General features: G+C 59.8%; 16 protein-coding genes. 6 read left to right on the forward strand and 10 right to left on the reverse strand.

Features of this window, described 5'->3' with window-relative positions; genetic code table 11:
* Positions 1–11: 11 nt before the first annotated feature.
* The 4 genes from C8N31_RS04210 to C8N31_RS04225 all read left to right on the forward strand — a co-directional run bounded on the left by C8N31_RS04210 (position 12) and on the right by C8N31_RS04225 (position 3,512).
* Positions 12–647: an SDR family NAD(P)-dependent oxidoreductase gene (locus tag C8N31_RS04210; RefSeq protein ID WP_025048980.1), complete on the forward strand. Its 636-nt coding sequence runs from the start codon at positions 12–14 to the stop codon at positions 645–647.
* 90 nt (positions 648–737) lie between these two features.
* The gene (gene surE, locus C8N31_RS04215; RefSeq protein ID WP_025048979.1) at positions 738–1,523 is read left to right on the forward strand and encodes a 5'/3'-nucleotidase SurE; all 786 of its coding nucleotides are present in this window, start codon (positions 738–740) and stop codon (positions 1,521–1,523) included.
* Positions 1,520–2,176, forward strand: a complete 657-nt coding sequence (locus tag C8N31_RS04220; RefSeq protein WP_025048978.1) for a protein-L-isoaspartate(D-aspartate) O-methyltransferase — start codon at positions 1,520–1,522, stop codon at positions 2,174–2,176. Before surE ends, C8N31_RS04220 begins: the two co-directional genes overlap by 4 nt.
* A 61-nt stretch (positions 2,177–2,237) precedes the next feature.
* Entirely contained in the window at positions 2,238–3,512 is a 1,275-nt protein-coding gene (locus C8N31_RS04225; RefSeq protein WP_025048977.1) for a M23 family metallopeptidase, read from the forward strand.
* Positions 3,513–3,520: 8 nt separating this feature from the next.
* Here C8N31_RS04225 and C8N31_RS04230 read toward each other — a convergent pair whose 3' ends face one another.
* From C8N31_RS04230 to tatA, 4 genes are read right to left on the reverse strand one after another with little or no spacing between them, the layout of a single operon-like run.
* Complete coding sequence (locus C8N31_RS04230; protein ID WP_025048976.1) at positions 3,521–4,363, reverse strand: ATP-binding protein; 843 nt, start codon at positions 4,361–4,363, stop codon at positions 3,521–3,523.
* Positions 4,360–5,259, reverse strand: a complete 900-nt coding sequence (gene tatC / locus C8N31_RS04235) for a twin-arginine translocase subunit TatC (RefSeq protein WP_025048975.1) — start codon at positions 5,257–5,259, stop codon at positions 4,360–4,362. The genes C8N31_RS04230 and tatC overlap by 4 nt, the downstream gene beginning before the upstream one ends.
* Positions 5,260–5,262: 3 nt before the next feature.
* Positions 5,263–5,871, reverse strand: coding sequence for a Sec-independent protein translocase protein TatB (gene tatB, locus C8N31_RS04240; RefSeq protein ID WP_025048974.1), 609 nt, complete (start codon positions 5,869–5,871; stop codon positions 5,263–5,265).
* 3 nt (positions 5,872–5,874) lie between these two features.
* Positions 5,875–6,084: a twin-arginine translocase TatA/TatE family subunit gene (gene tatA / locus C8N31_RS04245; protein WP_025048973.1), complete on the reverse strand. Its 210-nt coding sequence runs from the start codon at positions 6,082–6,084 to the stop codon at positions 5,875–5,877.
* Between the two features lie 213 nt (positions 6,085–6,297).
* Between tatA and C8N31_RS04250 the strand changes: the two genes are divergently transcribed.
* Positions 6,298–6,609, forward strand: a complete 312-nt coding sequence (locus C8N31_RS04250; protein WP_025048972.1) for a hypothetical protein — start codon at positions 6,298–6,300, stop codon at positions 6,607–6,609.
* A 1-nt stretch (position 6,610) separates the two neighbouring features.
* On the forward strand, positions 6,611–7,288 hold the full coding sequence (locus tag C8N31_RS04255; protein WP_025048971.1) for a helix-turn-helix transcriptional regulator: 678 nt from the start codon (positions 6,611–6,613) through the stop codon (positions 7,286–7,288).
* Here C8N31_RS04255 and C8N31_RS04260 read toward each other — a convergent pair whose 3' ends face one another.
* From C8N31_RS04260 to C8N31_RS04285, 6 genes are all read right to left on the reverse strand, one after another.
* Positions 7,289–7,657: a Lin0512 family protein gene (locus C8N31_RS04260; protein WP_025048970.1), complete on the reverse strand. Its 369-nt coding sequence runs from the start codon at positions 7,655–7,657 to the stop codon at positions 7,289–7,291.
* Positions 7,650–8,003: a Lin0512 family protein gene (locus C8N31_RS04265; protein ID WP_025048969.1), complete on the reverse strand. Its 354-nt coding sequence runs from the start codon at positions 8,001–8,003 to the stop codon at positions 7,650–7,652. The genes C8N31_RS04260 and C8N31_RS04265 overlap by 8 nt, the downstream gene beginning before the upstream one ends.
* 28 nt (positions 8,004–8,031) lie before the next feature.
* Positions 8,032–9,117, reverse strand: a complete 1,086-nt coding sequence (locus C8N31_RS04270) for an ABC transporter ATP-binding protein (protein WP_025048968.1) — start codon at positions 9,115–9,117, stop codon at positions 8,032–8,034.
* A 33-nt stretch (positions 9,118–9,150) separates the two neighbouring features.
* Positions 9,151–10,509, reverse strand: a complete 1,359-nt coding sequence (locus C8N31_RS04275; RefSeq protein ID WP_025048967.1) for an SLC5/6 family protein — start codon at positions 10,507–10,509, stop codon at positions 9,151–9,153.
* Between the two features lie 107 nt (positions 10,510–10,616).
* Entirely contained in the window at positions 10,617–11,735 is a 1,119-nt protein-coding gene (locus tag C8N31_RS04280; protein ID WP_025048966.1) for a hypothetical protein, read from the reverse strand.
* Positions 11,735–12,514 carry an SDR family oxidoreductase gene (locus tag C8N31_RS04285; RefSeq protein ID WP_025048965.1) on the reverse strand — a complete coding sequence of 260 codons (780 nt, stop codon included), beginning with the start codon at positions 12,512–12,514 and terminating at the stop codon, positions 11,735–11,737. The genes C8N31_RS04280 and C8N31_RS04285 overlap by 1 nt, the downstream gene beginning before the upstream one ends.
* Between the last annotated feature and the right edge of the window lie 82 nt (positions 12,515–12,596).

Consider the following 12,596-nt stretch of genomic DNA (forward strand, 5'->3'; position numbering starts at 1 on the left):
AAACCGCGCCCATGACAAAAACCGTATTGATCACTGGCGCCTCGCGCGGCCTCGGTGCCGCTCTGGCAGAGGCATTGGCCCCCACCCATCACATCATCGCTGTGGCCCGTACCACCGGCGCATTGGAAGAGCTGGACGACCGCATCCAAGCCGCAGGCGGCAGCGCCACGCTGGCGCCGATGGACATCACCACCGCCGATGCCATGGCGGTGCTGTGCAAGGGCATCCATGGCCGTTGGGGCAGCCTTGATCTTTGGATGCACACCGCCATTCACGCCGCGCCCTTGGCCCCTGCCGATCATGTGGATGCCAAACATCTGGCCAAATCCATGGACATCAACGTCACCGCCACATCGCGGCTGATCACCTATGTTGCGCCCTTGCTGGGGCAATCCGGTCAAGCGGTGTTCTTTGACGACCCTTGCGCGGGAGAGAAGTTCTTTGGCAGCTATGGTGCCTCCAAGGCCGCGCAGATGGCATTGGCCCGCTCTTGGCAGGCCGAAACCGCCAACATCGGCCCCAAGATCCAGATCGCCACACCCGCGCCTATGCCCACCGGCACCCGCGCCCGGTTCTTCCCCGGCGAGGATCGCAGCCCGCTGAGCGACACCAAAACCCAGGCCGCTGCGGTATTGGCGCAACTCTAGCCGCTGCTGTTGGGTTAATTGCAGCTCGGCAAGGCCCCCGTCCTTGCCCAGTCGCTGCCCCTCGCCTATCAAGGCGAAAAAGGGGCTTTCATGCGTATTCTGATCACAAATGACGATGGTATCAACGCGCCCGGACTGAAGGTGCTGGAAGAGATTGCCAAAACCCTTGCCGGACCGGACGGCGAGGTCTGGACCTGTGCGCCTGCGTTTGAGCAATCCGGCGTTGGCCATTGCATCAGCTATACCCACCCGATGATGATCGCCAAGATGGACGAGCGCAGCTTTGCCGCCGAAGGATCCCCCGCCGATTGCGTTTTGGCCGCGCTGCATGACGTGATGCCGGACACCCCACCCGATCTGGTGCTGTCAGGTGTGAACCGTGGCAATAACTCGGCTGAAAACACGCTCTATTCCGGGACAATTGGTGGCGCGATGGAAGCAGCGCTGCAAGGTGTGCCGGCCATTGCCCTGTCGCAGTATTATGGCCCCGCCAACCGCGACATGGACAATCCCTTTGACGCATCCGCCAAGCACGGCGTTGACGTCATTCGCCGTATCCTGTCCGCCACACCAGCCGAGACCGATGGTTACCGCCTGTTTTACAACGTGAATTTTCCGCCCGTACCCGGCGCGGATGTCAAAGGCATCCGTCTGGCCGAACAAGGCCGCCGCCCCGGCACCGGCTTTTCAACAGAGCCGCATCTGTCGCCCTCGGGCCGCCGCTTTTTGTGGATCAGAGGCGGTGATCAACAGATCAAAACCGCCCCCGGCACCGATGCAGCCGTGAACCTTGAGGGTTATATCTCGGTCACGCCGATGCGGGCCGATCTGACCGCGCATGACATGATGCAATCGCTGGATGGCATCAACACATGAGTGATCCCGCCACCTCTGATGCCGAACGCAAGATGCAGTTCCTATATGCGTTGCGCTCCAAGGGGGTGACGGACAACCGTGTGCTGTCGGCCATGGAAGCGGTGGATCGCGGGCCGTTCATCAAGGGGCTGTTTTCCGAACGCGCCTATGAGGACATGCCGCTGCCGATTGCCTGCGGCCAGACCATCAGCCAGCCCTCTGTGGTGGGCCTGATGACCCAAGCCCTTGAAATCAGCCCGCGCGACAAGGTGCTGGAGATCGGCACCGGTTCTGGCTATCAGGCGGCCATCCTCAGCAAACTGGCGCGCCGAGTCTACACCATCGACCGGCACCGCCGTTTGGTCCAGGAGGCCCGCAGCATCTTTGACGCGCTGGACATGCACAATATCACCGCCATCACCGCCGACGGCAGCTTTGGCTTGTCCGAACAGGCACCGTTTGACCGCATCATCGTGACCGCCGCCGCCGAAGACCCGCCCGGTCCGCTGCTGGCACAGCTCAAGGAAGGCGGCATCATGGTGCTGCCTGTGGGCCAATCGGATGCGGTGCAGCACCTGATCCGCGTGCGAAAATCCGCCGATGGCCTCGAATATGACGAATTACGCTCTGTCCGCTTTGTTCCCCTGTTGGAAGGGTTGGGCAAAGACGGATAAATACATTATGGTATGCGAAAATTCCGGACGACACGGAATAGACGCGGATGAGGACATGCAGATGCACCGTTCATTGATACGCCGCCGCGCGCGGCTGACCCTGTTGGCAGGCGGCAGCGCCGTTATTCTGGCCGCTTGCGGCGATCAGCCACTTGATTTCGACCTGCGCGGCCTCGGCGGCGGTTTCAGCACCGCCGAAGCGGCCACCGGCCCTCTGGCCAAACGCCCCAAGCCCGACGATCGCGGGATCATCTCTTATCCCAGCTATCAGGTTGCGGTCGCCCGGCGCGGCGACACGTTGGATGACGTGGCCGCACGGGTCGGCGCAGATGCGTCCACATTGGCCAGCTACAACGGGATCGAGGTCGACGTGGCCCTGCGCAAAGGTGAGATCATCGCGCTGCCCAACCGCGTTGCCGAGCCTTCGCCCGCGACAGGCGCAGCAGGCACCGGACCCATCAAACCATTGGATATCACGAGCATTGCCGAAGGGGCCATTGCCCGTGCGCCGGAAACACCGGCCGTGGAAACCGCCGCCCTGCCGCCTTCCAAACCCGCAGCCAAGCCAAAGGCTGAGCCTGTGCAAACCGGCAAAGAGCCAATCCGCCATCAGGTAGAGCGCGGCGAGACCGCCTATACCATCGCGCGGCTTTATGCGGTGCCGGTCAAGGATCTGGCCGAATGGAACGGACTTGGTGCCGATTTCGCATTGCGTGAGGGTCAGTTCCTGCTGATCCCCGTGCCGCAACAGGCCCCGCCAAAGCGCAAACCGCAGCCCACCACGGCCAAAAAGACCGCAGCCGCTGCGCCGAAGGCCGCCGCGACCACCACCCTGCCCGGTGCCGGATCGCCAACACCAACACCGCCCTCTGCGGCCAAACCATTGCCGCAAGACAGCACGGCCAAGCCGCTGACCCAAAAGGAAAAAGCCGCGCCAGCCAAACCTGTGGCCGATGTCGGAAAGCCCACCAAAACAGCGAAGGCAGGCAAGCTTTTGACGCCGGTAAAGGGCAGCATCATTCGGGGCTATTCCAAGGGCCGAAATGAAGGCATCAACATCAAAGCCGCTGCGGGCGCCGCGGTGAAAGCCGCCGACAAGGGCACCGTTGCTGCGATCACCAAGAACGCTGAGGGCGTGCCGATTGTAGTGGTCCGCCACGCCGACAATTTGCTCACGGTCTATGCAAACGTCACCGATGTCAGCGTTAAGAAAGGTGACAAGGTCGCGCGCGGTCAATCCATCGCCAAGCTGCGCAGCGGCGATGATGCCTATGTGCATTTCGAAGTGCGCAAAGGGTTTGATAGCGTCGATCCCGAGCCGTTTATCAACGGCTGATCAAGGGTTTAGCCCAGCGTCACACCCTTGCGGCCCGCCAGATCGACAAAATACTGCCACGCCACGCGGCCCGACCGTGCGCCGCGTGTGGCCTGCCATTCAATCGCCTCGGCCCGCAGATCATCATCGCTGATCTGCACCCCATGGGCGTCGCAATAGCCCCGGATCATCGCCAGGTATTGGTCCTGATCGCAGGGATGAAAACCAAGCCAAAGGCCAAAGCGATCCGATAGGGATACCTTTTCCTCGACCGCCTCAGACGGGTTGATCGCCGATCCACGTTCATTTTCGATCATATCGCGCGGCATCAGATGGCGACGATTTGAGGTGGCATACAGCACCACATTGTCCGGCCGCCCTTCGATCCCGCCATCCAGAACCGCTTTGAGCGATTTGTAATGCGCGTCATCATGACCAAAGCTCAGATCATCACAGAACAGGATAAACCGCTGCGGCGCACCGCGCAGTAGCGACAGCAAACGCCCCACTGATGGCAGGTCTTCGCGCTGCAACTCCACAATCCGCAGCCGGTCATGGCTGGCGTGAACATCGGCGTGTATCGCTTTGACAAGGCTGGATTTCCCCATGCCCCTCGCCCCCCAAAGCAGCGCATTGTTGGCTGGCAGGCCCGCCGCAAACTGGCGGGTGTTGGCATGCAATGTATCGCGCGACCGGTCTATGCCGACCAAAAGCCCCAGATCGACACGCGACACGTTCCCAACCGGTTCAAGCCGATCTGGATCCGTGTGCCAGACAAAGGCAGTGGCGGCGTCAAAATCAGGCGCGTCCAAAGGCGCAGGGGCCATGCGTTCTAGCGCCGCTGCGATACGTTCCATCGGATCTATGGTCACTTCAGGTCGTCCTCGTCGTCCACCTCTTCGTCGTCGAATTCGGCCAACAGATCGTCTTCGTCGTCATAGAACCCTTCGGCCCGCAGACGTGCCTCACGTTTGGCCTCGACGCGGCTCACTAGGAAGATCGACACCTCGTAAAGACCGTAAACCACAACAAACAGGATCAGCTGGGTCACAACATCCGGCGGTGTCACCAGTGCGGCGAGCAAAAGGATGCCGACGACCGCATATTTGCGCACATTGCGCAGACCTTCGGTGCTGACCAGACCGGCCTTGCCCATCAGGGTCAAAAGCACAGGCAGCTGGAAACAAAGGCCAAAGGCGACGATCATTTTCAGTGTGATATCAAGGCTCTCGTTGACCTTACCGTTGAACACGATGTCGATACCGCTTTTGCGGCCATCCCCATCTACAACCAGCGCCGCGAGGTAGGAGGCCGCATCAGAAAACCCAAGGAAGAATTGCATCGCCAGCGGCACAACCACATAATGGGCAAACGCCGCCCCCAGCAAAAACAACGCAGGTGATGCGACCAGAAACGGCAGGAACGCCGATTTTTCGTTCTTGTAAAGGCCCGGCGCAACAAAGCGCCACAACTGGTTGGCAATCACCGGAAAACTGATCGCGAGACCGCCCACCATCGAGATGCGGATCAAGGTGAAAAAGTATTCCTGCGGCGCTGTGTACTGCATCACCGGGTTGGGATTGCCGAGGTTCCGCATGGTGTTTTCAATTGGCACCAAGAGAAAATCGAGGATCGCACTACCAAAGGCAAAACAAATGATCATCCCGACCAAAAACGCCAGCACCGACCGGATCAGCCGCGTGCGCAATTCTGCCAGATGTTCAATCAGCGGCGCGGCGCTGTCGTCGATGTCTTCGGTGGCGCTCATGATTTACTCTTTTTTGGTCGCGGCGGTCTTGGCAGCGGTTTTCTTGGCTGGCGCTTTTTTGGCAGCAGGCTTCTTGGCCGGCGCCTTTTTCGCAGCCGGCTTTTTCGCGGCAGGTTTCTTGGTGGCAGGTTTCTTGGCGGCAGGTTTCTTGGTAGCTGGCTTTTCCGCCGCAGGAGCGGTCACATCCGCCTCTGCCGCTTCGGCTTTGGCCAAGGCCTCGGTCGCCTCACGCTGCTTGCGCTCTGCTGCGGCGCGTGCGGTGGAAGCTTCGATCTTTTTGCGGTCCGCCTCCCGCTCTGCCGCCAGCTTTCCGGTTTCGCTTTCGGGATCAAGGTTGGTCAACGATGAGGCTGCGGATTTGACACCATCCATCGCCGTCCCCACCGGATTGGTGGCCGCCTTAATGGATTTGTTGATGCTGCTGGACATCTCGCGCATGCCGCTGTCATCTGCGGCGTCATTCATCGCCGTGCTGAATTCACGCGCCATGCCTTTGGCCTTGCCCACAAATTGCCCGACACGCCGGAACAACACAGGCAGATCCTTTGGCCCCACCACGATCAACGCAACGATGCCAACGACCAATAGTTCGGTCCAGCCCAGATCGAACATCCCTTAGACCTTGTCTTTTTCCGAAGCGGTCTCTTCTTCAGCGATCTCGGACTGGTCCGCCAGCTCCTTCTCGCCCTCGTTGATGCCCTTTTTAAAGCTGGTGATGCCCTTGCCGACTTCGCCCATCAACGATGAGATTTTGCCGCGACCAAAAAGAACCAGCACCACAACCGCAATAAGCAGCAGGCCCGGCAATCCGATATTATTCAACATTTTGCTTCTCCGTTTCTGTCCGCCGCCCCGGAGGCGACCGTTTTTCAGCATTGGTTTTAGGCCGCTTGCCCCAAGACAGGAAGGGCAAACGCCATTTGTGGCGGGTTGCATGGGCCTGCAACGCAAAAAATCAGGCACTTGCGACACTCAACTGACAGGTTTATGTCAGTTGCAGATGGGTAAGACGGCCTCACACATGAAAAGGAGTATCCCATGTCTGAGACCACCCAAGTTGCCGAAGTTGTCACATTTCGCCTGCTCGACGGTGCCGATCCCGCTGCCTTTGTCAGCGCTGCGGCGGCCATTGATCCGATCCTGCGCAAAAGTGGCGCTGTTCTGGGGCGAACCCTTTCGATGGACAACGATGGTTTGTGGACCGACCACATTGTCTGGACTGACTTGCAATCCGCCCAGACAGTTGCCGAACAGATGATGGCCGATCCCGCCGCCGCGCCAATGATGTCGATGATTGCCCCGGATGACGTGGCCCTCCGTCATGCCAAGATCATGTACCAAAAGGAGTAATATGCGCCGCAGCGACCGTCTTTTTGACATCATCCAGATCCTGCGCGACGGCAAACTGCACCGCGCGCAGGACATCGCCGCACGTCTGGAGGTGTCCACTCGCACGATCTACCGCGATATGGACACGCTGGTTGGCTCCGGCGTGCCTGTCGAGGGGGAGCGCGGTGTCGGCTATATGATCACCGAAGCGATCAGCCTGCCGCCGCTGACCTTGACCTCAGCCGAGCTGGAGGCGCTCAACCTTGGGCTCGCGGTTGTGGCGCAGGCCGCCGATCAGGATCTCAAAACCGCCGCCGACACGCTGGCCGACAAGATCGACGCCGTGCTGCCCGCCCGCACCATCGCCGAGGCGCAGGCGTGGAAATTTGCGGTCTATCCCTTTGCCGATGCGACCCGGAACCTCAGCCACATGGCCTTGCTACGCAGCGCCATCAAAGCCCGGCAGAAAGTGCGTCTGACCTATACCTCGCGCGAGGGGAATGTGACCAGCCGGGTGATCCGGCCTTTGCATATGGAATACTGGGGCCGTGTCTGGACGCTCACATCGTGGTGCGAATTGCGCAATGGTTTCAGGGTGTTCCGGCTTGACCTTATTGAAACAACCGAGGCCCTGCCGGAGCTGTTTGTTGATGAGCCGGGCAAAACCATTGCAGATTATCAGCCATACGCGGACAGTTGATCAGCCCTTGATTTTCCAACCGGTCTGCGGCGGCAAAAACGCCTCAACACTGGCTTGGGCAATCACAATAGTCTCACCGCCCGCCGGCACGTTCAATCCGCCAAACACGGCTGTGACCACCGCCTTGCCGCGGGGCAGTTTCGCCGTGAGCACATCCAGATCCAGCTTGTCCGGCTCCTGCACTGCGACCGTCACCTGCACCCGCATATCCGCGTGATCCAGCCCCGTGACGCCAAAGATCGGCAGTGAGGAATGGCGAAACGCATCCTCAATCGCGCGGGCGGCGGCCTTGGTATAATCCATACCGTGCAGATCATTGCCCATGCCCATTTCGATGATGACGCGCTGATGGTCTTTGGTATTACGCATCTTCCCGCTCCATCTCGAAGCCGACGGACAGCGCCACATTGGCCATGATCGTCGGATGGCCATCGCCATCGGGGCGTGGCACGTCCAAGCCGCCGCGTTGGACGTTCACCGTCACCTCGCCATAGGGGAACACCTCCCGCAGAGCATCGGCATCCACCTCTTCGGGCTTTTGCACGCCCACATCGAGGGTGATCTGCATGTCGGTTTTGTCAAAGCCGAACAGCTCTGCCAGATTGATCGAATTGTGCCAAAGCGCGTCTTGCACCGCGCGTTTTGCCGCTTGGGTATAATCACCCCGCCGCAGCGACGACCCCATGCCAAATTCCACCAGCAACGTCTGCGCCATGATCAATCCCTCCTAGACCTGCCTCCGGTCAAGCGACTGGAAACACAAAACATTTATCGCGCCGAATGGTCAGCCACATCACTGCACCGGGTTGGGGCAGGAACACATTGGGTACAGTCGCCTTGAGCATCGAACCGTCGTGATCCATGCGAAATTCCACCAGGCTTTCGTTGCCCATAAAGCGCGCCCGCTCCACCACGGCCCGCGCCGCCGCACCATCCGTTGCGGTGGGCGCTGGCCCTTTGCCACCGCGATCAAAGTCGATGCGCACGTGCTGGGGCCGGAATACGATATCAACTGCGGTGCCATCGGGCACACCGGGGGCCAGAAACCGGCCAAATGGGGTCTGCGCCAAGGCGCCCGACACCGATGCCCGCAACACATTGGCATCACTGAAAAACGCCACCGAGGCGCGGTCAATTGGACGGGTGTAAACGTTGTAGGGCGCACCTTGTTGCACGATCTTGCCGTTGCGCATCAGGGCAATTTCATCGGCCATGCGCATCGCCTCATCGGGCTCATGCGTCACCAGCAAAACGGCGGTATCTTCTTCTTTCAGGATGCTCAGGGTTTCATCGCGAATGCCATCGCGCAACCGGTTGTCGAGGCCCGAGAACGGCTCATCCATCAGCATGATCTGCGGGCGCGGTGCAAGGGCGCGGGCCAGTGCCACACGTTGTTGTTCGCCGCCCGAAAGCTGATGCGGATATCCGTCGATAAACCGTTTTAGATCAACACGTTCCAGAAGCTCTTCGATCCGCTTGCGTTTTTCTGCCTTGGTGCCGGTCTTCAGGCCAAAACCCACATTGTCGGCCACGCTCAGATGCGGGAACAGCGCAAAGTCCTGAAACATCAGACCAATCTCGCGCCGCTCGGGCGGGACGCGGAACACCGTGTCACAGATCAGCTTGCCATCCACATTGATCGTGCCGCTGTCCTGCATTTCGACGCCTGCAATCATGCGCAATGTCGTGGATTTGCCACAGCCAGACGGGCCAAGCAGACAGGTCACCTGCCCCGGCATGATCTGCAAGGACACACCATCTACAACCGGACGCCCCTCATAGGTGCGGCGCAGGTCTTTGATCTCAAGGCGGGGAACAGGGGCAGTCATGGGTATCCGATAAAATCACTCGGAAACCAGCTATCAGCCCCGCCGCATCCCCGCAAGCACTGCGGCAAAGCCTGCGACCAAAACCACCACGCAGATCACCAGCAGTTGTTCGTATTTATGCCCCTCCGGCAGGAATGCCGCCAGCGTCGGCCAACTGCGGGCGAAATAGGCAAACGCGCCCAAGATCGCCGCGCCAAAGGCCACCACATAGGCCCAAAGCGCCACAGGCCGCCCCATCACCAACCCAACGATCAGAACCGGCGTGAGAAACATCGAAGCGGTGCCAGACACCGCCACTGCATCAAACAGCGTTGCATTGCCCCACAGCGTGAGCGCCGTGCCAGCGGCCATAAATGCAAGCATCACAATACGCCCGCCTCCCAAAGATCGCGGCGCGAGGCGCAGCTCCTCAACCACCAGCCGCGCCGCTGAGGACAGGGCCGAATCCAAAGTGCTGAGCGCCGAGACCAGCAGCGAAATCATCAGCGCCACAAAGACCCAAGGCGGAAACATACCAGCCCAGGTGCCAATCAATTGCCCTTCATAAGCCGCGCCGGACAGCCCGGCCTGAATGCCGAAAAAGCCAAAACCGATGATGCAGAGGGTCGAAATCCAGAAAGCGTGCAGAAACGACCGCTTTGTCGTCGCCGCATCCGCGATAAATCCCCGATCCATCATCACCGGGTCATGAGCGGGATATGAGAATACCTGCAAGGCGGCGACTGCCAGCAGCACCCAGCCATTATAGGCGCCCGACACACCCGGTGCGCTCAAAACGGCGGGCAAGTCAAACCCCGGTGCTGTCACAAGCGCCCCGAAGGCCAGACCAAACACCACCAGAAATACGGCCATTTGCAAAACATCCGTGCGCAATGCCGCAGACAATCCGCCCCACGCCGAATAGGCCAGCCCCAGCACTGCAACGATCAAGATCGCGCCCGTGCCGCTGCCCGCAAGCACAGCGTTGAAAATCAGCCCGACCACCAGCAGGTTGGCAAACACCTCTGACAACAGTCGCAGCGCAATCACGAGGTTATAGCAACCTGTCCCAACCGCGCCGAAACGTCCCTGCAACCAATCCTGCATCGACCCAGCACCACCGCGCCGCAAATGGCCGACAATATAGCCGCCCGTCAGAAACGATCCGTAATAGGCGGCATAGGCCAATGTGCCCGCGATCCCGTAATAATAGCCTAAAATCGCCGCGTTCATCAGGGATCGGGCAAATATCCACGTGGTCACCTGCGACAGGACCAAGACCCAAAGACCGGGCGCACGGCCATCCGCCCCCTGCCCTCCAAAGAACCCCTCAACGCTGGCGCGGCGCGGTGCAACCAGCAGGCTGGCAATAAGGATTGCCGCAAAGAGCGCAATCAGAACAGGGGTTTGCATGGCAGGGCCTTTCGCAGATCACATTTGCGATCAGCCTTAGTGCAGCCCACCCGGCCCCGCCAGTTGCCACGGGCTTTGCTGTCACGAATGTGATGGGCTGTCATCCCTCAGGTCAGGTCAAAATCCGCTGTGGCCACATCCACCCCATTGACCTGCACGATGATCTGATGCGCACCCGGATGCAGGGTAAACGTCGTCGCATCCCCCTTGAGCCGATGGTTTTTCGACAGGCTGAGCGGTTTGCCGGGAGTGATCTTGCCGGTCTTGAGCTTAAACACCTTTTCCGCGCTCTTGCCCTGCGGCCGCGCAAATCGCAGGCGGTAATCCACCAGCACAGGCAGCTCTTGCTTGGCGGCCAGCTCCACCTCAAAACTGAGGACATCACCGATCGCATAGCGGTCTTGTCCCAGCCTAATCTGCGCGGCCACATCGACATCACCGCGATAGCCAAGCAGATCCAGCGCCCCGCCATGTCCTTGTTTGATCAAGGTGCGCAGGGAATGGCGGGTCATCCACGCCAGTTCTTTGGTGTTTTGGTCACTTATCGCATCCCAAGATCCAAGCAAATCAACCACGACATCCGGTTGAAGTTTGGCAATATCATTCAGATGGTTAGAGACCGACCTTGTCACATATCGGGTCTTGTCCGAATGCAATTGTACCAGCAATGGAAGGGTTTGATCAGTTCTCAGCGTGACAGCCTTGGCCCATGGCAATTTCGGGCGCGTGCCCTCACTGACCAAGCGGCGTACGTGATAGTTTTCATCCTCAACCCAGCGGTCCATCCGCGCCAGTGTCTCATCCGGCCATCGGTTCAGAAACGGCCGGATATAGAACTCCATCGAGAACCGTTTTGTCGCTTCATACAGCAGATCAAGCGCCCGTTCCCGGTGATCCTCCAACCCGTGTCGCACCGCAAGAATGCCGGGCAAGCCGTGGATAAAGCGGCCAAAATCATCGTCGGTCAATGACGGATCAAGCACGGGCGGCATCGCGGCCTCAAGCTGTGCCGCCATGGTGGGAAAATCGCTGGCCAACTGCCCCTCAAGGCAATCGGCCATCCAGTCCATCCGCGCCAACAGCTCGCGTTCAGCAAAACCTGACAGCGCCTCCCGTTGAAAACGGGCGGCATCAAAGTCGGGTAAGGCACTGGCGAACTCGGATGCCAGATCACCCACCGAATCCGGATTGAACAGGTGATCCTTCAGCGAAAACTTCTCAGCCATTACATGGTGATATTGGTTGCGCCGCCATCCAGCAGAATATTCTGCCCGACGATAAAGCCCGCATGTTGCGAGCACAAAAATGCACAGGTCGCGCCAAATTCGTCCGAAGTGCCATAACGCCCCGCCGGAATGGTTGCGGCGCGTTCGGCGCGGGCCTCATCTATCGAAATCCCCCGTGCTTTTACCACACCGCCATCCAGCATATCGGCGCGGTCGGTCGCGTGAATGCCGGGCAACAGGTTGTTGATTGTGACGCCCTTGCCGGCCACCTGCCGCGAGGTGCCCGCGACATAACCGGTCAGCCCGGTGCGGGCCGAATTGGACAGCCCCAGAACGCCAATGGGCGCACGCACGGATTGCGAGGTGATATTGACCACCCGGCCCCAGCCACGCTCCATCATGCCCGGCACTTTGGCTTTGATCAGGGCAATTGGGGCCAGCATATTGGCATCCAGCGCCTTGATGAAATCCTCGCGGTCCCAGTCATGCCACATGCCCGGAGGTGGGCCGCCCGCGTTGTTGACCAGAATATCAATGTCGCCCGCCGCTTCGATCACGGCCTCTTGGCCCTCTGCGGTGGACACATCCGCCGCGACGGTGGTGATTTCAACCCCGTAAGCCTGACGCAGCCGTTCTGCCGAGGCCTGCAAGGCCTCAGCACCGCGTGCATTCATCACAAGATTGACGCCCGCCGCTGCCAAAGCTTCGGCGCAGCCAAGGCCGAGGCCCTTTGACGATGCGCACACCAGTGCTTTTTTACCTTTGATACCAAGATCCATAACGCGATTCCCTCCATCTGTTGTGCAAGTCCTAGCACGACAACGACCCGAAGCCAGCACCCATGCGGACTCGGCGAGGTTA

Origin of the sequence: Sulfitobacter mediterraneus (assembly GCF_003054325.1) — a bacterium.
Lineage (GTDB): Bacteria > Pseudomonadota > Alphaproteobacteria > Rhodobacterales > Rhodobacteraceae > Sulfitobacter > Sulfitobacter mediterraneus.